Origin of the sequence: Streptococcus caecimuris (genome assembly GCF_943193075.1) — a bacterium.
In the GTDB taxonomy this organism is placed as follows: Bacteria; Bacillota; Bacilli; order Lactobacillales; family Streptococcaceae; genus Streptococcus; species Streptococcus caecimuris.
In genome coordinates this window covers 1-23,947 of the sequence record NZ_CALPCT010000026.1, presented here as the reverse complement: position 1 = coordinate 23,947, position 23,947 = coordinate 1, and the positions used below count along the sequence as shown (strand labels likewise).

The 23,947-nt window shown below is 43.2% G+C and carries 23 protein-coding genes; 21 read left to right on the top strand and 2 right to left on the bottom strand.

What is annotated here, in order from left to right:
• Positions 1-157 precede the first annotated feature (157 nt).
• The 12 genes from NFR56_RS09075 (at position 158) to NFR56_RS09020 (ending at position 10,768) form a co-directional block, all read left to right on the top strand.
• Positions 158-439: a ZIP family metal transporter gene (locus tag NFR56_RS09075; RefSeq protein WP_134974803.1), complete on the top strand. Its 282-nt coding sequence runs from the start codon at positions 158-160 to the stop codon at positions 437-439.
• 133 nt (positions 440-572) lie between these two features.
• The gene (locus tag NFR56_RS09070) at positions 573-1,007 is read left to right on the top strand and encodes a hypothetical protein (protein ID WP_134974804.1); all 435 of its coding nucleotides are present in this window, start codon (positions 573-575) and stop codon (positions 1,005-1,007) included.
• Between the two features lie 176 nt (positions 1,008-1,183).
• Complete coding sequence (gene rfbA / locus NFR56_RS09065) at positions 1,184-2,053, top strand: glucose-1-phosphate thymidylyltransferase RfbA (RefSeq protein ID WP_003002772.1); 870 nt, start codon at positions 1,184-1,186, stop codon at positions 2,051-2,053.
• Complete coding sequence (locus NFR56_RS09060; RefSeq protein ID WP_134974805.1) at positions 2,053-2,646, top strand: dTDP-4-dehydrorhamnose 3,5-epimerase family protein; 594 nt, start codon at positions 2,053-2,055, stop codon at positions 2,644-2,646. The genes rfbA and NFR56_RS09060 overlap by 1 nt, the downstream gene beginning before the upstream one ends.
• A gap of 3 nt (positions 2,647-2,649) precedes the next feature.
• Positions 2,650-3,975: a hypothetical protein gene (locus tag NFR56_RS09055; RefSeq protein WP_251458678.1), complete on the top strand. Its 1,326-nt coding sequence runs from the start codon at positions 2,650-2,652 to the stop codon at positions 3,973-3,975.
• A gap of 74 nt (positions 3,976-4,049) precedes the next feature.
• Positions 4,050-5,096 carry a dTDP-glucose 4,6-dehydratase gene (gene rfbB, locus NFR56_RS09050; RefSeq protein ID WP_134974551.1) on the top strand — a complete coding sequence of 349 codons (1,047 nt, stop codon included), beginning with the start codon at positions 4,050-4,052 and terminating at the stop codon, positions 5,094-5,096.
• Between the two features lie 125 nt (positions 5,097-5,221).
• Positions 5,222-6,334: a hypothetical protein gene (locus NFR56_RS09045; protein ID WP_251458676.1), complete on the top strand. Its 1,113-nt coding sequence runs from the start codon at positions 5,222-5,224 to the stop codon at positions 6,332-6,334.
• A gap of 141 nt (positions 6,335-6,475) precedes the next feature.
• Positions 6,476-7,114, top strand: a complete 639-nt coding sequence (gene udk, locus NFR56_RS09040) for a uridine kinase (protein WP_003002524.1) — start codon at positions 6,476-6,478, stop codon at positions 7,112-7,114.
• Positions 7,115-7,307: 193 nt separating this feature from the next.
• Positions 7,308-7,988, top strand: a complete 681-nt coding sequence (locus NFR56_RS09035) for a YoaK family protein (protein ID WP_049515456.1) — start codon at positions 7,308-7,310, stop codon at positions 7,986-7,988.
• Positions 7,989-8,358: 370 nt separating this feature from the next.
• Positions 8,359-8,856 carry a free L-methionine (R)-S-oxide reductase MsrC gene (locus tag NFR56_RS09030; RefSeq protein WP_134974553.1) on the top strand — a complete coding sequence of 166 codons (498 nt, stop codon included), beginning with the start codon at positions 8,359-8,361 and terminating at the stop codon, positions 8,854-8,856.
• Entirely contained in the window at positions 8,856-10,532 is a 1,677-nt protein-coding gene (gene dnaX / locus NFR56_RS09025) for a DNA polymerase III subunit gamma/tau (protein WP_251458672.1), read from the top strand. The genes NFR56_RS09030 and dnaX overlap by 1 nt, the downstream gene beginning before the upstream one ends.
• Before the next feature lie 38 nt (positions 10,533-10,570).
• Positions 10,571-10,768: a DUF3272 family protein gene (locus NFR56_RS09020; protein ID WP_003002577.1), complete on the top strand. Its 198-nt coding sequence runs from the start codon at positions 10,571-10,573 to the stop codon at positions 10,766-10,768.
• Between the two features lie 43 nt (positions 10,769-10,811).
• Here the strand turns inward: NFR56_RS09020 and NFR56_RS09015 are convergent, their stop codons facing one another.
• Both NFR56_RS09015 and NFR56_RS09010 read right to left on the bottom strand, forming a co-directional pair.
• A complete protein-coding gene (locus NFR56_RS09015; protein WP_251458670.1) occupies positions 10,812-12,356 on the bottom strand; it encodes a helix-turn-helix domain-containing protein in 1,545 nt (514 codons plus the stop codon).
• Positions 12,337-14,004 (bottom strand): sensor histidine kinase, encoded by a 1,668-nt coding sequence (locus NFR56_RS09010; RefSeq protein ID WP_251458667.1) that lies wholly within the window; start codon positions 14,002-14,004, stop codon positions 12,337-12,339. Before NFR56_RS09010 ends, NFR56_RS09015 begins: the two co-directional genes overlap by 20 nt.
• A 195-nt stretch (positions 14,005-14,199) precedes the next feature.
• On the opposite strand from NFR56_RS09010, the gene NFR56_RS09005 reads away from it, so the two are divergent.
• The 9 genes from NFR56_RS09005 to NFR56_RS08965 all read left to right on the top strand — a co-directional run bounded on the left by NFR56_RS09005 (position 14,200) and on the right by NFR56_RS08965 (position 23,872).
• A complete protein-coding gene (locus NFR56_RS09005) occupies positions 14,200-15,117 on the top strand; it encodes an ABC transporter permease (protein WP_021153492.1) in 918 nt (305 codons plus the stop codon).
• A 15-nt stretch (positions 15,118-15,132) separates the two neighbouring features.
• A complete protein-coding gene (locus NFR56_RS09000) occupies positions 15,133-16,029 on the top strand; it encodes a carbohydrate ABC transporter permease (protein ID WP_049475288.1) in 897 nt (298 codons plus the stop codon).
• Between the two features lie 9 nt (positions 16,030-16,038).
• Entirely contained in the window at positions 16,039-17,601 is a 1,563-nt protein-coding gene (locus NFR56_RS08995) for a type 2 periplasmic-binding domain-containing protein (RefSeq protein ID WP_023918475.1), read from the top strand.
• Positions 17,602-17,705: 104 nt separating this feature from the next.
• Entirely contained in the window at positions 17,706-18,344 is a 639-nt protein-coding gene (locus NFR56_RS08990) for a YesL family protein (RefSeq protein ID WP_251458664.1), read from the top strand.
• A 180-nt stretch (positions 18,345-18,524) separates the two neighbouring features.
• The gene (locus tag NFR56_RS08985; RefSeq protein WP_251458661.1) at positions 18,525-19,787 is read left to right on the top strand and encodes an ABC transporter permease; all 1,263 of its coding nucleotides are present in this window, start codon (positions 18,525-18,527) and stop codon (positions 19,785-19,787) included.
• A gap of 6 nt (positions 19,788-19,793) precedes the next feature.
• Entirely contained in the window at positions 19,794-20,435 is a 642-nt protein-coding gene (locus NFR56_RS08980) for an ABC transporter ATP-binding protein (RefSeq protein WP_118095338.1), read from the top strand.
• Positions 20,436-20,447: 12 nt separating this feature from the next.
• Positions 20,448-21,824 carry an ABC transporter permease gene (locus tag NFR56_RS08975; protein ID WP_251458658.1) on the top strand — a complete coding sequence of 459 codons (1,377 nt, stop codon included), beginning with the start codon at positions 20,448-20,450 and terminating at the stop codon, positions 21,822-21,824.
• A gap of 72 nt (positions 21,825-21,896) precedes the next feature.
• Positions 21,897-22,550 carry a response regulator transcription factor gene (locus NFR56_RS08970; RefSeq protein ID WP_003019030.1) on the top strand — a complete coding sequence of 218 codons (654 nt, stop codon included), beginning with the start codon at positions 21,897-21,899 and terminating at the stop codon, positions 22,548-22,550.
• Positions 22,547-23,872, top strand: coding sequence for a sensor histidine kinase (locus NFR56_RS08965; RefSeq protein WP_134974555.1), 1,326 nt, complete (start codon positions 22,547-22,549; stop codon positions 23,870-23,872). The genes NFR56_RS08970 and NFR56_RS08965 overlap by 4 nt, the downstream gene beginning before the upstream one ends.
• Positions 23,873-23,947 lie beyond the last annotated feature (75 nt).

Sequence of the window (23,947 nt, the reverse complement as noted above, 5' to 3'; positions counted from 1 at the left end):
CTACTCAACTGTGCGGAGGTGGGACGACGAAATCGAATTCTAACGAATTACCGATTTCTGTCCCACTCTCTTTTTTTCGAAAGACCTTCCGTAATTTGGCTAAAAGCTAAAAATAGTAGAATAGAAGAAGTGAATCATCAAGAAAATGGGAGTTGTTATGAATTGGTTTCAATCGCAATCCGTGTTCTTGCAGGCCTTTCTCGCAGGATTGTTTACATGGGGCTGTACCATTGTCGGGTCAGCCATCGTCTTTTTCTTTAAGCATATTAGTCGCAAGTTACTGGACATCATGATGGGATTTGCGACAGGTGCGATGATCTTCGTGGTAGTTGAAGAGTTGATCCCTGATTCACAGACCAACGGCAATACAAACGTTGCGACCCTCGGTCTCATGGTTGGCTTTGTCATTATGATGATCCTAGACGTCGCTTTGGGATAAGGAACTGAAAAGGAGAGCATCATGACAGGTTCTCTTTTTGATTGGTATCATGGTATTTGAGAATGAAAAGATGAAGAACAATTCATCAGATTCAATTCAGAGGTAGACCTTAGTCAGCGAGGAAAATCATCTTATGGTAAAAATCAAGTTAAAAAAGAAAAGCAAAAGGATGATGAGCGTCATCGCTCTGGCTTTCCTTATGGTAGTTGGGATTTCTATGTTTTATATGAACAAAAAATTAGAGGAGAAGAGACGTAATAAAGAGTATGAAGTCAGCCTTGTAAGGACCTTGAAGAATACTTACAAGGGAATTGTAGAAATTGAGATTAAAAACCCATCTTATAGCTCTACTCCTTCAGACGCATGGGGAGCTGAGGTGAAACTCACATTTTCTGATGGGAGTTCCAAGGAACATGTATTAGCTTATGATAAAGATGCGAATAAAATTAAGATGGGGGTCTATCATAATGAGGACCAAGAATTTCGAAGGTTTTTAGAGTCTAGGAAAGGGGGTACTGAATCGGGTGTAAAAGTGAGATATTCGGATGGTTCAGAAGAGAATCAGTGATAGAGACACTATTGGATATGTGAAAATAATCTAGTACACGTTATCTATTTCAATCACGATAAAGAGGATTCTACAAATGCTTATCCTGTCATCACCTTGTAACACAAATGCAAGGTGACTTTTTTATATAAACATGATAAAATAAGGGTAATGACTACGTAGAAAGGCCTACCATTATGAAAGGTATTATTTTAGCAGGGGGCTCAGGAACTCGCTTGTATCCATTGACACGTGCGGCTTCTAAACAGTTGATGCCCATTTATGACAAACCAATGATCTACTATCCGCTGTCAACCCTTATGTTGGCTGGGATCAAAGATATCCTGATCATCTCGACGCCTCAAGACCTACCTCGTTTTGAAGAGCTTCTTGGAGATGGTTCTGAACTAGGAATTTCTCTCTCTTATGCAGAGCAACCAAGTCCAGATGGTTTGGCGCAAGCCTTCATCATCGGGGAAGACTTTATCGGTGACGATCACGTTGCCCTCATCCTTGGGGACAATATCTTCCACGGTAACGGCTTAACCAAGATGTTGCAACGAGCAGAAGCGAAAGAAAAAGGAGCGACTGTCTTTGGTTACCAAGTCAAAGATCCGGAACGCTTTGGTGTGGTAGAGTTTGACGCGGATATGAATGCTATCTCTATCGAGGAAAAACCAGAACATCCAAAATCGAACTTTGCAGTGACAGGACTTTACTTCTATGACAATGATGTGGTAGAGATTGCCAAAAACATCAAACCAAGCCCTCGTGGAGAGCTTGAAATCACCGATGTTAACAAGGCTTATTTGGAGCGTGGAGATCTCTCTGTTGAGCTCATGGGCCGTGGTTTTGCCTGGTTGGATACTGGAACTCACGAAAGTCTCTTGCAAGCATCTCAATATATCGAAACTGTTCAACGCTTGCAAAATGTCCAAGTAGCTAACCTTGAGGAAATTGCCTATCGCATGGGTTATATCACCAAAGAACAAGTTCATGAATTAGCGCAATCACTGAAGAAAAACGAATACGGACAATACTTGCTCCGTTTGATTGGAGAAGCATAATGACTGAACAATTTTTTGGTAAAGAACTAGCTGCCCGCAAGATTGATGCTATCCCAGGTCTGCTTGAATTTGATATTCCTGTTCATGGAGATAACCGTGGATGGTTCAAGGAAAACTTCCAAAAGGAAAAGATGTTGCCACTCGGTTTTCCAGAGTCATTCTTTGCAGAAGGAAAATTGCAAAATAACGTTTCTTTCTCACGTAAAAATGTTTTACGTGGCTTGCACGCTGAGCCTTGGGATAAATACATCTCAGTCGCAGATGAAGGAAAGGTTCTTGGAACTTGGGTTGACCTCCGTGAAGGCGAAACGTTTGGAAATACTTACCAAACAGTGATTGATGCCTCAAAAGGAATCTTTGTTCCTCGTGGTGTTGCCAATGGTTTCCAAGTTTTGTCTGACAAAGTATCATACAGCTACCTTGTAAACGATTACTGGGCACTGGAACTTAAACCTAAATACGCCTTTGTCAACTACGCTGACCCAAGCCTTGATATCAAGTGGGACAACTTGGAAGAAGCAGAAGTCTCAGAAGCAGATAAAAATCACCCACTACTTAAGGATGTAAATCCTTTGAAAAAAGAGGATTTATAAATCATGAAGTATTCGTTATTCGATATTAATCAGATTGAAAATTTAGAAATTAGAAGTTATTTTAGTGAAGTAATCAGTTGTTATGAGAACCATAATTACCGTGCCGCTATCCTTGTTTTATATACCGTTATACTTTATGATTTAACGTATAAACTTGAAGAATTACGAGATGAATATGAGGATTCAAATGCTGAGCAACTATTGGAAGAAGTTCATAAAGAAATAAATTCTTCTGGTGATAAGAGTTCATGGGAAAATTTATTATTAAAAACATTGTATGAGAGTACGGATTTCGAAATTGTTGATGATAATTTATGGTCAACTATTCAAGCAGTAAAATTAAAAAGAAATTTGAGCGCTCATCCGTCATTTGATAAAGAACAACAAATTTATCAACCTACAAGAGAATTGACACTTGGATTTATAAAGGAAATTTATGAAACTTTACTAACTAAATCAGCACATTTTATGTCTCGTGGCCTTGAAAGAGTTTTTGAGTCTTTTGAACAAAAAAAATTGCATTTTAACATTCGTAATTTTTATGAGGATAGTGAAGATAATAATTATGAATATAATTACTTTTATAATCGTTTTTATTCACGAATGAGTGTGCCACTAAAAAAGAAATTCTTTAGGAATGTTTGGAAGTTGACTTTTGAAAAGAATAATGAAGAGTTGGAAAATAATTTTTTAAATCTATTCGTTATAATCAAAGTTTTGGAACAAGATGAACAACTTTTTAAAGATTTTATTGAAAGTAAACTAAAATCAGACAAGAGTAAAGACATTATTGATTTAGATGTTCCAATCAATAAATTTATCTTATTTTTAAACTTTTATCCGCATTATTATAAACATCTTCAGGAAGATGTTCAGGAAAGAATAGTGAGTAAGTTTAAAGATATTAACCATTATCTTCTACTATGGTATACCAAGGAGAGTATATCAGAGTATATAGAGATGATTATGTCTGACAGTAATATACAAGATTTAGACAGAATATCGTCTGACCAAATTAAACTCTTCAATTTTATTTGTAAAGAAAAAGGGAATATTGAAGTATTTAATAAATTTTTATTAAAAATGTTAGAGAATTATGTTTCTGATTGGTTTGGATTTGATGAAGCGAATAGAATTATGAATAAATTTATTTTACCTTATTTAAATGACTTTGAGGAAGATGATTATTTTGAGTATGCTCAAATTAGAAAGTTGAACGATCAAATTTATGGTAGAGATAGAGATTCGGATGATAATCATAATCTAATAAGTAAAATGAAAGAAAAGGGATTCGACTATCATAAGTTTGAAGAGCAATTGGAAATTTAAATAAAATAGACTGATTTAATTATTCTTGTAATATTATTTATAATAGAATATTATCTAACAAAGGAAACTTTAAAATGACTGAATACAAAAATATCATCGTAACCGGTGGCGCTGGTTTCATCGGTTCAAACTTCGTACACTATGTCTACAACAACCATCCAGACGTGCATGTGACAGTCCTTGACAAACTCACTTACGCAGGTAACCGTGCCAACATCGAAGAAATCCTTGGGGACCGTGTTGAATTGGTTGTGGGGGATATTGCTGATGCAGCCTTGGTTGACCAATTGGCTGCTAAGGCTGATGCGATCGTTCACTATGCGGCTGAAAGCCACAATGACAATTCATTGAATGACCCATCACCATTTATCCACACAAACTTCATTGGTACCTACACACTCTTAGAAGCTGCTCGTAAATACGACATTCGTTTCCACCACGTGTCAACAGACGAAGTCTATGGTGACCTTCCATTGCGCGAAGATCTTCCTGGACATGGGGAAGGTCCTGGTGAAAAATTCACTGCAGAAACCAAATACAACCCATCATCCCCTTATTCATCAACCAAGGCTGCTTCAGACTTGATTGTGAAGGCTTGGGTTCGTTCCTTCGGTGTTAAGGCAACCATTTCAAACTGTTCAAACAACTATGGTCCATACCAACACATCGAGAAGTTCATCCCACGTCAAATCACCAACATCTTGTCAGGTATCAAACCAAAACTTTATGGTGAAGGCAAGAACGTCCGTGACTGGATCCACACCAACGACCACTCAACTGGTGTTTGGGCTATCCTTACTAAAGGCCGTATCGGTGAAACTTACTTGATCGGTGCCGATGGTGAAAAGAACAACAAAGAAGTGCTTGAGTTGATCCTTGAAAAAATGGGACAACCAAAAGATGCCTACGACCGTGTAACAGACCGTGCGGGTCACGATTTGCGTTACGCCATCGATTCAACAAAATTGCGTGAAGAATTAGGTTGGGAACCACAATTCACAAACTTCGAAGCAGGTTTGGAAGATACCATCAAGTGGTACACAGACCACCAAGACTGGTGGAAAGCTGAAAAAGAAGCTGTAGAAGCCAACTACGCGAAAACACAAAAAGTTTTGAAATAATGAAGAAGGTCCAAGTGGAAAATCGCTTGGACTTTTTCAGATATTTTTCTGAAAATAAAAAAATTAACCATGGATTTGTGGTATAATATGGTTAGTTTTTAGGATAAATCAATAAGGGGGATATGATGAATCAAAAAGATTGGGTTGAATACTTTGAAGCGGTCAATGGTCGCAAGCCAAGTATGCAAGAATTTCAAGAAGCGCGTGAAAAAGGGGAGTTTGTCGTAGAGCGAAAAGAAGCGCCAGCTCCAACAACTGAGGCACCAGCTCCAGCAACTGAAGCGCAGGCTCCTTCTCAGGAAGCACCTGTTGCACCTAGCGCACCTCTTTCACAAGAACAGACAGCTGTTGTCCAACCGCAGCCATCTGCGAAAACCTTACAACCTGTTCCAAGACCGAAAAAATTGACATTTTCTTTCAATAAACAAGCCCAAATTGGAGGCGCAGTTGGAGGACTTGTCGCAGTGATTGCTTTTGCTTGGTTCTTTTTCTTTTCAGGTGGACCAAGTGTAGATGGCGTTTGGTTGAGAAATACGGATTCAAGTCCTATCACTTATGAACTAAGTGGAAAGAAACAAAGAGTCAATGGTGATGAGACCATCAAAAAGGTTCTCAAGGGCAATGTAGCGAAAAAAGAATTTAATACAGCACTTTCTTTGTTAAATGCGACGGACTTGCATTCACTTGCGGATGTCGATAAGAAATTTAACCTGAAGACGACAGAAATAGTTGTTATTAAGTCTGGCGGGAACACACGCTATAACTTGCTCCAAAAAGACGGAAGCAATATTATTTTAAGAAATGATTTATTCGACTTGAAAACTTATAAGTCATACAAAGGAAACTTTGAAGATAATTTGGTCTATCACAAGGTTGAAACACCTAAGGCCATGGTTGGAAAATGGAAGAATGTGACAGAAGGAGATAATACAACTGTTCAGATTTCAGATCACGGAATTATTAGTGATAAGTATTTCGATAGCAAGGCTTACGCATTCTATTCTCTAGCTGATTCAGAAAAGTATGATGGAGACACGACTTCTAAAGAAGAGATCGAACATACATTTGACGTAATTCAAGAAGCGGTGAAATCACAAGGCTATCAAGTGAAGAGTGCTAAGGAAGTCTATATACAAGCTAATTCAAATTATTGTTTCGTACCTGTCAACGGTGGAAAAAATATACTCGTCTTACGTGGTGGTAATGAATTTGCTGCTAAATTAGAAAAAGTGAAATAATGAAAGGACCAAAAGGTCCTTTTTGTTTCCAAATTTCTGACTGAAAAACTATTCATGTCTAGGCAAAAATATGGTAAAATGGATAAGATGTATCTGAGATGTCTATTTCTTCTCAGACGACTAGAGGTAATGGAGTAGAAAATGCAAAATAGACCTATTATTATTGGTGTTACTGGTGGTTCTGGTGGTGGAAAGACCAGTGTGTCTCGTGCCATTTTGGCCAATTTCCCGAATGAAAAGATTGCCATGATTGAGCATGATTCCTATTACAAGGACCAGAGTCATTTGACCTTTGAGGAGCGGATCAAGACCAACTATGACCATCCTTTTGCCTTTGATACGGACTTGATGATTGCGCAGATCAATGAACTCTTGGAGGGTCGTCCGGTAGATATCCCAACCTATGACTATGCGGAGCATACGCGCAGCAGCAAGACCTATCGTCAGGAACCACAAGATGTTTTCATCGTGGAAGGGATCTTAGTTCTTGAAGACAAGCGCCTTCGGGACTTGATGGACATCAAGATTTTCGTTGATACGGATGATGATGTACGGATCATTCGCCGGATCAAGCGCGATATGGAGGAGCGTGGCCGGAGTCTCGATAGTGTCATTGAGCAATACCTTGGTGTGGTAAAACCGATGTACCACCAGTTCATCGAGCCAACCAAGCGCTATGCGGATGTGATCATTCCTGAGGGCGTGACCAATACGGTTGCGATTGATTTGATCACAACCAAGATTGAGAAAATCCTCAACGAAGCGCGTGAGGGAAAATAAAGATAGGGAGAAAGAGGGCAATCAATCTCCAATCCTTTCACATTAGTTGGAATAATTGAATGTCGCAGTAGTTGGTGAGACTCTTCATTCGCTAAAAGACTCGAAAGAGTTCTCAATCAATGTTGCGGGAGTGGTATGAGAAATGTTTTTTAATATTCTGTACCACTCCCTCTTTTTCCTAGGGAGAATGGAAATGAAAAGGGAGTTTCATTCGCGGACCAAGGCGTTCGCTTGTTTATTGACCATGTGTGCTGGTTTTTCAGATGCTTATACCTTTATTTGTCGGGGTGGGACCTTGGCGGCAGGCCAGACGGGAAATGTGGTCTTTCTATCGGTTGGTTTGATCGGCCAGCAGATCTCAGATGTAGAAGTGAAGTTAGCCACGATGCTGGCCTTTATGCTGGGGATCTTTTTAATGACGGTCTTGCGTCGCTTGATTGATAATTCAGTCTGGCGCTTGAGTACCCTAGTGCCCTATATCCTCACAACTTTGGTGACGGGATTTTTGCCAGCATCGGTAAAAAATGTCTTCATCGTGCCTTTTTTTGGCCTGAGTTTGGGAATCGTAGCGACCTCATTTGGAGAAGTAGGTAGCTATGCCTACAACCACTCTTTTATGACCGGAAATCTCAAGAAAACCATGGTAGCTTATGGAAATTTTGTTAGAGACAGGGAGATGAAATTCCTCTGGGAAGCCATCTTTATGACCTGCTTGATCGGGAGTTTCGTCTGTGGGGCCATTTTTTCGACCTACTTGATCCAGTTTTATGGACTAAAGACGATTTGGCTGGTGGCCATCATCTTGACCATCTTTTTAATCTATCGGGCCATTCAATATTTTGAAGTCTTTCACTTCAATCGGCGGCATGAATAGATAAAATAATTTTTAGAAGAATGAGTTAAATGATTCTGCAAAGAAATAAAACTGAGATTTCATTTTTAAAATGAATCAAGAAAATATTGAAACTTTCCGCCGTGAGAAAAGTTTTAAGATAACTTTATCTATATTCCAGAGGCTGGGACAAAAGTCCTAGCCTCTCAATTGTTTTTGGATTGTCGAGCAAGACGCAGTGGTTGAGTGGGCTCTACTACGCTGATTTCATCAGCTTTTACAGCCCTACTCAACTTTGCGGAGATGGGACGACGAAATCGAATTCTAACGAATGACCGATTTCTGTCCCACTCTCTTTTCTTTCGCTGTTTGAAGCTTAATTTTTGGGCAAAGATTTGGTATAATGAAAGGTATGAAACATTCGGAAAAAGAATCACAATACCAACTTTTACTGGCACAGTTAGACGCTCTCTTAACAGGTGAAAGCAATGCCTTGGCCAATTTGTCTAACGCCAGTGCCCTCTTAAATCAAGCCCTGCCTCGTTCTGTCTTTGCGGGTTTTTATTTGTATGACCAGTCAGAATTGATCTTGGGACCCTTTCAGGGGGGCGTCTCTTGTGTCCACATCGCACTTGGAAAGGGTGTCTGTGGAGAAGCAGCTCAAAAGCAGGAAACCATGATTGTCGATGATGTCCGCCAACATGCCAACTATATTTCCTGTGATAGCCGGGCCATGAGTGAAATTGTGGTACCTATGGTCAAGGACGGTCAGCTCCTTGGGGTATTAGACCTGGACTCAGAATGCGTCTCTGACTACGATCTGCTGGATCAAGAGTATTTGGAAGAGTTTGTCGCTCTCTTGATCGAAAAGACAAACTGGGACTTTAAGATGTTTGGAGTTAAGAACTAATGTATCAAGCTTTATATCGGAAATACCGTAGCCAGACCTTTGGTCAATTGGTCGGCCAGCAAGTGGTGGCACGGACTTTGAGACAGGCAGTGGAGCAGGACAAGATCAGCCATGCCTATCTCTTTTCTGGACCTCGTGGAACTGGGAAAACGAGTGTGGCCAAGATCTTTGCTAAGGCCATGAACTGTCCCAATCAAGTCAATGGGGAGCCGTGTAACAACTGCTATATCTGTGAATCCATTACCAATGGGAGTCTTGAAGATGTTATCGAGATCGATGCAGCCTCTAACAATGGGGTCGATGAAATTCGCGATATTCGCGACAAGTCGACCTATGCTCCGAGTCTAGCCAAGCATAAGGTCTACATTATCGATGAGGTTCATATGCTCTCAACAGGGGCCTTTAATGCCTTGTTGAAGACCTTAGAAGAGCCAACGGAAAACGTGGTCTTTATCCTTGCAACAACGGAGTTACACAAAATTCCAGCCACCATTCTGTCTCGGGTGCAACGCTTTGAATTCAAATCCATCAAACTGCCGGATATCGTTCATCATTTGGAAAATATCCTAGCTACTGAAGGCATTGCCTATGAAGCAGATGCTGTGCAGATCATCGCTCGACGCGCTGAAGGTGGGATGCGGGATGCCTTGTCCATTTTGGACCAAGCCCTGAGTCTGACTGCGGGTAGTGAGTTGACGACAGCGATCGCTGAAGAGATTACAGGCTCTATCAGTCTAGCTGCGCTCGATCAGTACGTGGCTGCCATCCTAGCTCATGATGCGACAGCAGCGCTGGATCAGCTGGCGATTATCTTTGATAATGGGAAGAATATGGCCCGTTTCGTCACGGACTTACTTCAATACCTGAGAGATCTCTTGATTGTTCAGACAGGCGGAGAAAACACTCACGCTAGTGACTTGTTTGCGGCGAATCTTGAAGCCGATCAAGCCCGTCTTTTTGACCTGATTGACCAGGCGACGACCAGTCTAGCGGATATCAAAAATAGTCTGCAACCGCGCATCTACACTGAAATGATGACCATTAAATTGGCTGAAAGCACAGGCCAAGTTTCTAAGTCAGCTGCAGTGGAGGTTCCTTCCAATGTGCTAGCTCAGCTGGAAGACTTGAAGAAGGAAGTCGCTCAGCTCAAGCAACAGTTAGCGCAATCAGGTAGCAGTCTTCCTGCTTCAAAACCAGCAGTAGCTCGCCCAACCAAGTCGAGCAAGGGCTACCGTGCAGATCGAAACAAGGTCAACGCGATCTTGCAAGAGGCGGTTGAAAACCCAGAGTTGGCACGGACCAACTTGATCCGTCTTCAGAACGCTTGGGGGGAAATCATCGAGAGCTTGGCAGGTGCGGATAAGGCCCTCTTAATCGGATCCCAGCCGGTCGCTGCCAATGAGAACCATGCGATTTTAGCCTTTGAGTCTGCCTTTAATGCCGAACAGACCATGAAGCGGGACAACCTCAATACCATGTTTGGAAATATCCTCAGCAATGCTGCTGGCTTCTCACCAGAGATTTTAGCGGTTTCGATGGAAGAATGGACCCAAATCCGGGCAGAGTTTTCGGCTAAGGCACGTGGGCAAAAAGCCGAAGTGGTGGAAGAAGAGGAAAGTGTCATCCCTGAGGAATTTCACTTTTTATCCGATAAAATCATCCTGCAAGACGATTAATACATGAATTCTTTACTGAATCATGGTAAAATAATTTTATGAATAGAAAACAATTTGCAGTGATAGCAGTCTTTACTGCTATGGAGACTTATTTTTTCAATGAAGCGACCATGGCGGGTCAAATGCTCTTTGCATGTTTTTGGGCCCTCTTGATCTTGCGCAATCTCCAGACGGCCTATATGGTGGAGAAGATTGCTAGTGCCATTGAAAAAGAAATCAGAAAGAAAAGAAAATAAAACCTTTGAAAAGAAATCCTTTTTCAAAGGTTTTTTTCTTGTTTTAAAAGGCTCCTTGGCATTGTTTGCGGTAATCTCCTGGGGAGAGGCCGACCTTCTGTTTAAAAGCCTTTGTAAAGTAGGAGTAGTTGTCGTAACCAACTTGGAGGGCGACTTGGTAAATGGGGGTATCGCTTTGTGATAGCATTTCTTTTGCGGCGGCCATTCGTTTATCGGTGATGTATTTCACCAGGGTTTCGCCGGTGTCGCGCTTAAACATCCGTGCTAGATGATCTGGACTAAGAAAAACCATCTCTGCCAGCTTGGTGCGACTGATATCCTCCTTGTAATGGTGATCGATGTAGTCAGTGATCCGTTGGATGAGATTGGATTGGTGTTCTAGATCGATCACATAATGGCGAGCAGAGCTCCAGTAATCCCCGATATAGGCTTCAAAAGCTTCGATGGCATGAAACCGCCGTTCGAAGAGAAATTGATGGTGTTTGTTTTGAAATAACTTGTGGGCGAGAATGCCGTTCTTGTCCAGATAAATGCCAATTTGCTGGGTCCAGTCTAGCTGGAGTTCACTTAGAGCTGAGAGCGGGATGCGATCTTGAGTCTCTAAGCTATGGATGATTTGGAGAAGCTGTTCTGTCTCTAGTTGATTTGTAAAAGTGAGCGATGTTTGATGAGCAGGCTTTTGAGGTTGTGCATCCAAAGAAGTATAGGAGTGGATACTGTTCCAATGGAAGACTTGTTCTTCACTGTATTGGCAAAGTTGCAGAGCCTTTATCAAGAGCGTCTCAAGGGAAATGGCATCTGAATAGAGAAGGATAGAGGATCGGTCTAAGTCTTGCTGGATCTTCTGCTGGATAGCTTTTAGGAAGTCTGCACACTCTGTAGTCTGATTCTTTTTGAAGAGGCAGAGGTAGCGATCAGTCTGGCTTTCGATTTTACTGAGGGCGCAGTAGTGGACAGGGAAATCCAGGGAGAGATCCTTGATACAATGGCGGAGCTGCAAGCGCCAAGAAGGGACGCTGGGGTGAAAGTCTTCTTCAACTAAGTGGAGAGTGATGAGGACTAAGAGGTAGTCTTCATGTGGTTTGGGGCTATAACCCCGTTTTGTCACTTCTTGAAGGAGCTGTTCTGCTTGAGATGGACGTGGTTTTCGCAAGTAGTCATGCCAAAATTCAGCTTCTTTTTGTCCTTGTTGTGCTAATTGGGCCGCACTCTTGTGGCGCTTGATCTTATTGAGGGCTTTTTGAATGATAAATTCTAAGCGATCTGGGTCAATCGGCTTGAGGTAGTATTCAAAACTTTGGAGTTCAATGGCTTTTTGGGCATAATTGAAATCAGCATAATTGGTGAGGAAGATCGTTTGAATGTCATATTTTTCTGACCGGACCCAGGCTAGGAGATCTAACCCACTGCCTTGTGGCATCTCGATATCACTGATCATGAGGGCAATCGGGTGACTTTGAATGATGGCTTGGGCTTGGCTCAGACTGGAGGCAGTATATACCTGCTCAATGCCCAAGGCTTCCCAATGGATGGTTTCCTGTAGGGCTTTAATGATAAAACGATCATCGTCAACGAGTAGGATATTCATGTGTGTCTCCTTTGTAGGGTTCATAAGGAAGGCTCAGTTGGATGCGGGCCCCTCCTTGGGATCCATTTGAAAATTGAAGCGTGTAGTGATCTGGATAGAGGAGATCTAGTCGCTCCCGTGCATTGGTCAAACCAATGTGGTGGCCATCTTCAGTAACTAAGGATTTTTTCTCTGCTAGATCTTGTAAGATAGCGGAGCTAAAACCAGGACCATTATCCTGAAGAGAAATGGCAAGATGTTGGTTTGCTTCTTCATGAATGGAAAGCTGAATGTGGAAGGAATCTTGGAAAGAAAAGCCGTGTTTGATGGCATTTTCCACAAAGGTTTGTAAAAGCAGAGGGGGAATAGCCGCATCTTTCAGACCAGGATCCCAGTCCAGGTCAAAGTGGATGCTGTCCCCATAGCGGATTTTCTGGATTTCTAGGTAATTTCGGATATGTTGGATTTCATCTGCTAAGCGATTAAAATCTTGATTGGCTTGAAAGAGGTGGCGCAAGTAGTTGGAAGTCACCTTGGTCAATTCCTCGATTTCCTTATAGTCCTTGGTCTGGAGCATGCTGTGAATCATGGAAAGCATGTTGAGGTAAAAATGGGGTCGGACTTGATTTTTGAGGTAATTGAGTTCGACTTTTTTGAGGTTGAGTTTCGCGTGGTAGGCTCGAATTTGGAGGTCTTTCATATGGATCAGGACCTGATTGATCTTGTGATTGGCCTGATCGATCTCTAAAATCCCTTGGTCTTCGATCACATCTAGCTTGGTAGAAGCAGCATCTAGCTGAGAAAGACGCTGGGTGAGTCGTTTCATCGGTTGGATCATCCGTTGACGAATATAAAGGATCAGAATGGTAGAGAGAACGGCGATGATCAAAGGGACCAAGGAGAGAAGGGTTTCCAGTACGATATTTGTACGGAAAACGTCCCCGTAATCGACCGTCACATAAAGATCAAAAGGCAGGTGGGTTTGATTGCTACCGGCTTGAATGACGGAATCTGTAGCATGGATCTGGTTGGGGCGATCGATGGATAAGCGCCCTTTTTTCCCGATATTGAGCTTTTGCAAGGGTTTTAAAATATCCTGGGTAGAAATGATGGCATAGATAGCCTTGCCTTTGTAATGGAGGGATTTTAAGAGATAATCATGCTGGTTCAGGCTGATTCGTTGCCATTTTTGACTGGTCTTGTCTGTTTCTTTGTCATAAGTTTTAAGATGATCTTTCAATTGCACATAGTCCAGGTAGGGCAGTTGAAGACTGGAGGCATTGAAAAAATGAGGGGTATCTCTTGTTTCTATGAAAAAGGTAATGGGGCTATCCATCTGGTACTGAAACTCAGTGAAATCAATCCGCAATTTTTTTAGATTTTCATGAAAATCCGTGAAATCAAGCGGGGTATTGAGCTCTGTCAAATAGTCATTGTGGCTAATGGTACTGTACATAAAACGCTCAACGGAGTGAAGCTCTGTATTTAAGGAATCCGCATAGATATGAATCGAGTCCTCTAAATGGAGCATGTTTTGGTGTTTAATAAAATTTCGGCTAATCCCACCTATCAAAAGGTTGATCAAGGTATTGACGACTAAGAGGAGAAAGAGTAGGCGCGAAAAAAATTGAATCGAGTGATCTCGTGTACTTCTGTGAATAGCTTTCATAATGAGCACCTCACATATATTATAGCACTATTTGAAAACGGATTCATGAACAAAACCGATATTAAAGTAAAAAAAATCGGGAAAGTGCATGTTTTTGTGTGGAGAAAACGGAAAAGTGAATGAAGATGCACGAAAAAGTTCTATAAAGATGGAAAGGATTCCTATAAAATAGAGGAGAAAGAAAAGGAGGGCCTTATGAAAAGCGAAGTAAATGCGAAGCAGAGCAAATTTAAGAAAAATATTCCTTTATATGTGCTGCTCCTACCATCGATTATTTTATTGATTTTATTTGCTTATATCCCTATGGCGGGTCTAGTCATCGCTTTTAAAGATTACTCTCCCGCTACTGGGATATTTGGAAGTCCTTGGGCTGGTCTCAAGTATTTTAACCAGTTCTTCTCATCCTTCCAATTTGCAACAACCATGAAGAATACCTTGAAAATTTCTATTTACAGTATTCTGGTTGGTTTTCCCTTGCCGATTGTTCTAGCCATCATTTGCAACCAGATTCGTGTGGGCAAGTTCAAAAAAATCTTTCAAGTAACGACTTATTTGCCTCATTTTATCTCGACCATGGTCATGTGTGGGATGATTATTCTCTTTCTCTCTCCAAGTAGTGGACTGTTAGCCAATGTCCTCAAATTGGTCGGCTTAAAGATGCCTGCCCTCTTATCTAAACCAGGTAGCTTTGCGGGTGTCTATGTCTGGAGCGATGTCTGGCAACATATCGGTTGGGATAGTATCATCTATCTAGCCGCTTTATCAGCCATTGATCCAACCTTTTATGAAGCTGCGACCATGGACGGGGCGAGTCGATTGCAAAAAATTCGTCATATTGACTTACCCTTACTGTTGCCAACGGCGATGATTCTCCTGATTCTCAGAGCAGGAAGCCTACTCAGTGTTGGTTTTGAAAAGGTCTTGCTCTTGCAAAATCCACTCAATCTAGCAGGAAGTGAAATCATTTCGACCTATGTCTACAAAGTGGGGATGATTAATTTTCAATATAGTTACTCGACAGCGATCGGTCTCTTTAATACCTTGGTCAACTTGATCATCTTACTGTCGGTCAACTGGTTTGCGAAACGCTATACCAAGACAGGATTGTTCTAGAAAGGAGGAGAAATTGTGAAATTGTTTCAACATGCTAGAAAGACCAAGTCAGAAATCCTCTTTGATGTTTTTATCTATGGTCTAGCGATTTGCTTGATTCTCTTGATTGTCTACCCTTTGTGGTTTGTCATTATTGCCTCCTTCAGTAATCCGTCTGATGTGGCAACTGGTAAGGTTTGGTTTATCCCGAGGGAATGGCGACTAGACGGCTATCAACGCTTGATTGAGCAGCCTTTGTTTCTAAAGAGCTATCTCAATACCATACTCTACACAGTTGTAGGGACCATCGTTGCCCTGGTCATTAATATCCCGGCCGGTTACGCCTTGTCGCGAAAGGACCTCTTTGCTAAGAAATGGGTCAGTGTCTTCTTTATCGTTCCTATGTTCGTCTCTGGGGGCTTGATTCCCATTTATTTGACAGTGAAACAATTGGGCTTGGTCGACACCTTCTGGGTAATGGTCGTACCGTTTGCAGTATCTCCTTACAATATCGTTGTAGCTCGAACTTTCTTTAACAATAGTATTCCAGAAGGGATGTGGGAAGCTGCCCAGATCGATGGTTGCGGAACCATTCATTACTTCAGAAAGATCGTGCTCCCCTTGTCCAAGGCTATTATTGCCGTTATTGGACTTTGGACAGCAGTAGGAATCTGGAATTCTTGGTTCAATGCCCTGATTTATTTGACCAATGAAAATCTCCAGCCCCTACAACTGATCCTGCGCCGTCTCTTAATTAGTAATCAAATGTTGCAATCGCAAGCAACAGGGGAGGTAGCTTCTGACCTCCGTATTAAGGCTGATATGATGAAATATGCAGCCATCGTTATCTCAACAGCACCGATTATGATGCTGTATCCATTCGTCCAAAAATACTTTAATCAAGGTGTCATGATAGGGGCCTTGAAAGAATAGGAGAAGATCATGAAAAACAGGAAATTTGCCTATCTGCTCCTTGGAGCAGCTGCTTTAGCTGGCTTGACGGCTTGTGGAGCTTCCACAAATAAATCAAGCAATGACAAGAATGATGGAAATACCTTCAAGATCACGACCGTTCGTTGGTCGGATTGGGGGGAAGACTATCACAAAGGTTTTCTAGATGATTCAGCCAAGGAATCAGGTATCAAGATCAAATGGGATACCATGGTGGCGGCAGACTGGTCTGATAAGAAATCTGTACTTGTTGCCAGTGGAGATTTACCAGACGCTTTCTTGGGATCCAATGCCTTCACGGATTCTGAAATCGCTCAGAACCAAAATATGTTCATTCCATTGGAAGACTTGATCAAGGATAATATGCCAAACTTGAACAAGGCCTTTGAAAAAGAACCAAAATTAAAAGCTATGGTGACCAACCCTGATGGTCATATTTACAGCCTGCCTAAGAAATTGCCAATGCGGCCAATCGTCGGCAACCAGCTCTTTATTAATAAGAAATGGTTAGACAACCTTGGCTTGAAGATGCCGGAAACCTATGACGAATTGGTGACTGTTTTACAAGCCTTTAAGGACAAGGATGCTAATGGCAATGGGGATGTCAATGATGAAATTCCATTTGGCTCTGGTAACTTTGATCCGACCTTCTCTTATATCTTGCCATTCAACAACCGTCTGGGTGGAGATAATACCTATGAAATGTCCGTCAAAGATGGCAAGCCGGTTTACCTCCGGACGGAAGAAAGTTATAAACAAGGGATAGCGGCTATGCATGAAGCCTACAAGAAAGGCTTGATCGACCCTGAACTCTTTACAGAAGATACCTCTATGTCTGTTGCCAAACGGATGGACAAGGGTGTGGCGCGTGTCGGTGTGTCAAGTGGTTGGACAGCAGATGCAACCTTCGGCCAACATGCCAGCGAATATGCTCCTCTTCCAGCATTGAAAGGCCCAGATGGCAAACAATATGTCATTTCTGACCCAGATCATTTGAACTATGGACGCAATGAAATCTTGATCACGAATAAGTGCAAGGACCCTGCAAAATTGCTCAAATGGTTGGATAAATTCTACACGGATGATGCCAGCATCCAAAACTTCTATGGTTCCTTTGGCATTGCGACTGAAAAAGATGGCGACAAGTACAAGGTCTTGGCTCCAAAAGATGGTAAATCTGCCGATGAATGGGCTTGGATCAATTCCCTTCGTGACTTTGGACCAAAATATGTGTCTGATGATATCAATAGTCATGTCGACATCGACCAAACACAGGGTGATGGCCTCAAATTGAAGATGGACAAAGAATTGAAACAATACGCTTTGCCAGCATATCCAAATGTCATCTACTCTCAAGAAGAATTGAACAAATTGTCCTCTATTTATGTCGATATCAACTCTTATGTTACCCAACAAGCTTCTAAATGGGTAGTAGAAGGTGGCATTGAAAAAGAATGGGATGATTACAAAGCAACCTTGAAGAAGATGGGTATTGATGACTTTATGAAGATTCAACAGGATGCCTATGATCGTTACCAAAAAGAAGTGAAGTAACAGGGATCTAAATGGATTCAAGTAAGTAACTCAGGGGCGTAGAGCCCCTGAGTGCTTCCTTAGAGGAACTAGCAGAAATTGAGATGAAGAACAAGGAGAAGAAGATGCAAAAATTATTTTCATTGGATGGACGCTTGGTCAAGACCTTGACCCGGTTGACAGACATCATTATCTTGAACACCTTGTTTATCGTTTGCTGCCTTCCGATTCTCACGATCGGTGCATCGCTTACGGCTTTAGCAACCATGTGGCACCGCTTGTTGAAAGGGGAAGATACGGATCTCGTCTTTCATTTTTTCCGTCTCTTTCGCGCCAATTTCAAGCAAGCGACGGTGATTTGGCTGACCTGCCTAGGACTATCAGCCCTTCTTTATCTGGATTACTGCCTTTTTTCAAATACGGCCTTTTTAAGTGAGTATGGGATTTGGATCTTGCTTCCCTTTATCGTCCTTCTATGTGGAGGGATGACCTTGATCTTCCCTTATATCGGCCTCTTTGAAGATCCTACAAGAAAGGTCTGTCTAAATAGTTTCCTCATTGCTCTCTTAAATCCAATTCAAACCATCTTTCTTGTCTTCTTCAATCTGGCAGTGGTTTATATCAGTCTCAGTAGTCCTGAACGGTTACTGACAGCTATTTATCTCTTTACCTTTGGTGGTTTCGCTCTTTGGAGCTTCTTGAATGTCCGACTGACCGATCAGATCTTTTCAAGGATCCAAGAAGGAGAAATCTTTGAAAAATAAGGTCAAGCAGGTGGGACGCATATTTTCCTAATATTATTTAAATCGAATAAAGTTTCCTAGATTTTTAGGAAACTTTTTCTATTTCATAAACATTTCACATTTCTTTTCTATAATAACTATAACAAATGATGAAAGCGTCCACATTGTATTATCGTGGACCTTGAAATGGAGGGTGAGTTCATGCTCTTACAACAGGCAATCGCCTATATTTCTCGAAAAAGAACGAGGAATCTGGTCCTCTTTCTGATTCTCCTCTTGATCCTCTCTTGCTTGTATTTCTGTTTTTCACTGATGCAAGTAGGAGGAAGGCTGGAGGAACATATCAAACAGTCGGCTGGGACCAGTTTTGCCCTGACCAGTAAGCAGGGGAATACTCCCTTTGCGCTGAAGGAGGCTGAAAAGGTGCAACGACTAGCTGGGGTGGGAGCCATGGTTCCTCAATATGAAAGTCCCGTTCGCATTCTTGGTAAAGAAGCGGTGACGGGACAGCAGTCGGTGGAGCGAGACGATTTGGGGCAGGAAGCCAAGCAAGCGCTAGGCGCTGTTTTCACCCAGAAGACAGACCAGCACCTGGATTTCCGGAGTAGCAGTTTCCAACTGGTGCAAGGCAAGCACTTATCCGACAAGGCTCGCGGCCAGATCTTGATCCACGAAGAGTTGGCTAAGAAGAACAAGCTAAAGGTCGGAGATTCCTTGACCTTATCCAGCTTTCAGATGGGGGAGACTCCCGCCAAAGAGCAAACCTTTAAAATCGTTGGCATCTTTTCGGGTAAGAAACAGGAAAAATTCACAGGAATGACCTCTGATCTGAGTGAGAATCAAGTCTACCTCCCTTATGAGGATGCGACCAAGCTCCTTGGTCTCAGTCAGCAAGAAGTGACCCAGGTCACCTTTGGCGTCAAAGATCCTGAGAAAATCGATGCCCTCTTGAAGCAAGTCAAAAGCTTGGATCTGGATTGGCAGTCTCTACGCGTGGTCGAAGATCGCAAGGCCTTTGACCAGATGAAGGAATCCTCTCAGACTCTAGAAGGCCTGGTACGGATCATGATGATCGTCCTCCTGGTGACGGGAGCCGGTGCCCTATCGCTCTTACTCAGTCTCTGGACACGGGAGCGGATCCACGAAATCGGGGTGCTCTTATCCATTGGGAAGAGCAAGGGCCGGATCTTTAGACAGTTCCTCTTGGAAGTGGTGCTGGTATCCTTATTAGCAGTGATCCCAGCCTTTCTCATCGGGCGGATGGTCAGCCATCGTTTCTTAGAGCAGTTTGTCGGACAGACGGGTCAACAGCAGACCCTAGACTTGCTCAACCAAGTCCCTCAAGGCCTTTCCTTAGGAATCGCCTATGCTAGCCTCTTGTGCTTGATCCTTCTGTCGCTCGGTGTAACGACCAGCATGATCTGGCGCAAGACCCCAAAAGAAATATTAACAAAAATGAGTTAAGGAGAAATGACACCTATGTTAGAACTCAAACATGTATCCTATAGTTACCAAAGCTACCAAGAAGAGATCTTCTCAGACGTGAACTATCAGTTCGCAAATGGGACATTTTACAGCATTATCGGTCAGTCTGGAGCAGGGAAATCGACCCTCCTCTCCCTCTTGGCTGGTCTGGACAATCCCAAGAAGGGGCAGGTTCTCTTTGATGGGGAGGACATCCAGACCAAAGGGGCTAGCTACCACCGCAAGCACCATGTCTCCCTGGTCTTTCAGAATTACAATTTGATTGATTATTTGACGCCACTTGAAAATGTCCGTCTGGTTAACAAACAGGCTGGGAAAGACATTCTCTTGGAATTGGGATTGGACGAAACGCAAATCAAACGCAATGTCCTGCAATTATCTGGAGGGCAGCAACAGCGGGTGGCCATTGCGCGTGCGCTCGTTTCAGAAGCACCTGTTATCTTGGCAGATGAGCCGACAGGAAACCTTGACGAACAGACAGCAGGTGACATCATTGCTATTTTAAAGAAACTGGCTAAGGAACGCCAAAAATGTGTCATCGTCGTCACCCACAGTAAGGAAGTGGCAGAGGCCTCCGATGTGGTCTTGGAATTGAGTCGCCGTAGCCTCGTTGAGAAGAGCAAGTAAGGAGGGAATGCTATGTTGCGAAATGCTTTTGCTTATATCACACGTAAATGGCCCAAGTCTCTCTTGCTCTTTGCCATCATTCTCCTCATGGGGACCTTGAGCTTGATCGGACTCTCCATGAAGGGAGCGACCCAAAAAGCTTCATCGGAAAGCCTGGGATCCATCACCAATAGCTTCTCCATGCAGATCAACCGCAGGACCAATCCAGGAACCCCACGGGGAGCTGGGAATCTCAGAGGAGAAGATATCGAAAAAATCAGCCAGGTAGAGGGGATCACCTCCTCTATCAAGCGGATCAATGCCATCGCGGATATCCTAGACCACGAGATCATTGAGACCGAAGAAACTCTGCAAAATCAATCTCCAGAGCGGGCCAAGCACTTCAAGAATACCTTGATGGTGACAGGGGTCAACGACTCTTCAAAAGAAGATAAGTTTGTCTCTGGAGCCTACAAACTGGTCCAAGGGGAGCATCTGACGGATAAGGATAAAAACCAAATCCTCATGCACGAAGATTTGGCGAAAAAGAATGGGCTCAAGGTGGGCGATAAGGTGCGTCTCAAGTCCAATCTCTACGATGCTGACAATGAAAAAGGGGCCAATGAAACTGTCGAAGTGACCATTAAGGGTCTGTTCTCAGGGAAGAACCAAGCTCCTCTAACTTACGCCCAAGAATTGTATGAAGATACCCTCATTTCTGACCTGGATACAGCTGCCAAGCTCTACGGCAATACCGTCCAAACAGCTACCTATGAGGACGCTACCTTCTTTGCCAAAGGGGATCAGGACCTGGATCAATTGATCGAAAAAATCAAAGCTTTAGATATCCCATGGAATTACTTTGACTTGGTTAAGAGCTCTTCCAACTACCCAGCCTTACAAAAATCCATCAGCAGCATGTTCCAAGTGGCGGACTACTTGTTTATCGGTAGCCTCATCTTTGCTAGCTTGCTTCTCACCCTTCTCCTCGTCTTGTGGCTCAATGCCCGTCGCAGAGAAGTGGGAATCTTACTGGCTTTAGGACTTTCTAAGGTGCAGATTGCGGGACAATTCGTGGCAGAATTAGTCATGATTTCCATCCCAGCCTTCCTCCTCTCCTATGGAGTTGCAGGACTTCTTGCCAAAGGAGTCGGAGATACGGTGCTTAAGAACGTAACCAGTGGCATTGCCAAACAAATGGCTCAAGAATCCTCTGCAGCCAACCTTGGTGGAGGAGCTGAGGCAGAAAGCTTCAGTAAGACCCTGACTGATATCCATATGGATATCCAACCGAGCCAATTGCTGGTGATTGTCTTGGTCGGTGGGCTTCTCTTGATTCTGGTATCTATCCTTTCTTCTCAATGGCTCTTGCATAAGAAACCAAAAGATCTCTTGGTGGATGTCGAATAAGAAATTGTTTCCTAAAATAGAAATAGGGTATAATAGGAGGTAGAAGAAGTTTCTTAGATAAAAGGAAAGTGTATGAAGATACTAATCGTAGAAGATGAAGTCCTGATTCGCGAAGGGATGAGCGACTATCTCATGGAATGTGGCTATGAGGTCTTTGAAGCAGGTGATGGGCAGGAGGCCTTGGAACTCTTTCACAGAGAGGCGCCGGATCTGGTCTTGTTGGATATCCAGCTTCCTATCCTCAATGGCTTGGAAGTGCTTAAGACCATCCGGAAGACCAGCTCAGTCCCTGTCCTCATGCTGACGGCCTTCCATGACGAGGACTATAAGTTGACGGCTTTTGGAGAGTTGGCGGATGGCTACCTGGAAAAACCCTTCTCCTTGTCTCTCTTGAAGGTCCGTATCGAAGCTATTTTTAAAAAGCTCCAGCCTTCCCGGGTCTTCACCTATGGAGAGGCACGGGTGGATTTTGAGAGCTACACAGCCAGCCTAGCTGGTCAAGCTATCTCCATGAATGCCAAGGAGTTGGAAATTTTGGAATACTTGCTCCAGCATGAGGGCAAGGCCCGGACCCGCTCTCAGATCCTCGATGCCGTCTGGAAGGAGACGGAGGAGATTCCTTTTGACCGGGTGATCGATGTCTATATCAAGGAACTACGAAAAAAACTAGAGCTGGACTGTATCGTAACGGTACGCAATGTCGGCTATAAATTGGAGAGACCATGACCAAACGGAGTATCTTTGCAAAGATCTTTCTGATCACCTTTGCCCTTTTCAGTAGCTTAGTCATCCTCTTACACGCTTCGGTTTACTTTATTTTCCCGTCGACCTATATCGAGTCTCAGCGCCAGACGATTTTGAAGAAATCACAGGCTCTAGCCAAGAGTTTCCAAGGTCAGGAAGAAGGAACCATTGAGTCGGTCATCGACCTATATTCCAAGACCAATGATATCAAGGTCTCGATCAAGGACAAGGAAAAACAAAATGCCCTAGAGGTCAAGGATGACTTGCTCGTGAACCCTGACAGCCAGAACAATTCCCTGGTCATTGAAGAGCGAAAAATCCAGACAAAAGAGGGAAAGGATTTGACCTTGCAATTCTTAGCAACTGTCGATTCCCAAAAGGAAGCGCGGGACATCAGTTTGGGCTTTCTTCCCTATAGTCTTCTGGCTTCCTTTGTTCTGTCACTGCTTGCCTCCTATCTCTATGCCCGCCTGATTTCTGCTCCGATCCTGGAGATCAAGCAGATGACCAAGCGGATGAAGCGCTTGGATCGTACAGCTAGTCTCCCCATTCATTCGCAGGATGAGATCGGCGTTCTCAAGCAACAGATCAACGACCTCTATCACCATCTCCTAGAAGTGATCGACAATCTAGAGCAGCAGAAACAAGAAAATCTGAAGTTGGAGCAGATGAAGGTGGAATTCCTACGTGGGGCTTCGCATGAGCTCAAGACGCCTCTGGCCAGCTTGAAGATTATCCTAGAAAATATGCGGGATAAGATTGGCCGCTACAAGGATCGGGACCGCTATCTGGCGGTCTCCCTCGATATCGTCGATGAGATGAACCAGATCGTCCTAGAAATCCTGTCCCTGTCCTCTGTCCAAGAATTGGCAGGAGACAAGGAGTGGATCCAGCTGGATAAGGCCTTAGAGGAGATCCTCGACCAGTACAAGGTCTTGGCTCAATCTCGCGCGCTCACAATTGACAATCAGATCCCTGACAAAGCCGTCTATATGGACCCAGCGATTCTAAAATTGGTTCTCTCAAATGTTATCAGTAATGCCGTCAAACATTCGGATGCCGGTGGAGAGATCCAGCTCCGTCTCGAAGAGGAAGGGACGCACTTGGCGATTGAAAATACCAGCCAGGAAATGGTAGAGACCGCTGAAATGCCAATGACCGCTAGCCGTCAGAAGAAGGAAGGCGGCTTGGGGCTCTTTGTGGTCCAACACTTGCTAGACCATGAAGAGCTGGCCTACCAATTTGATAAAACGGCTATGGGCTTGCGCTTCCGTATGGAACTGCCCAAGGAGCCACAAGATTAAAAAAATAGAGAGTGGGACAGAAATCGGTAATTCGTTAGAATTCGATTTCGTCGTCCCACCTCCGCACAGTTGAGT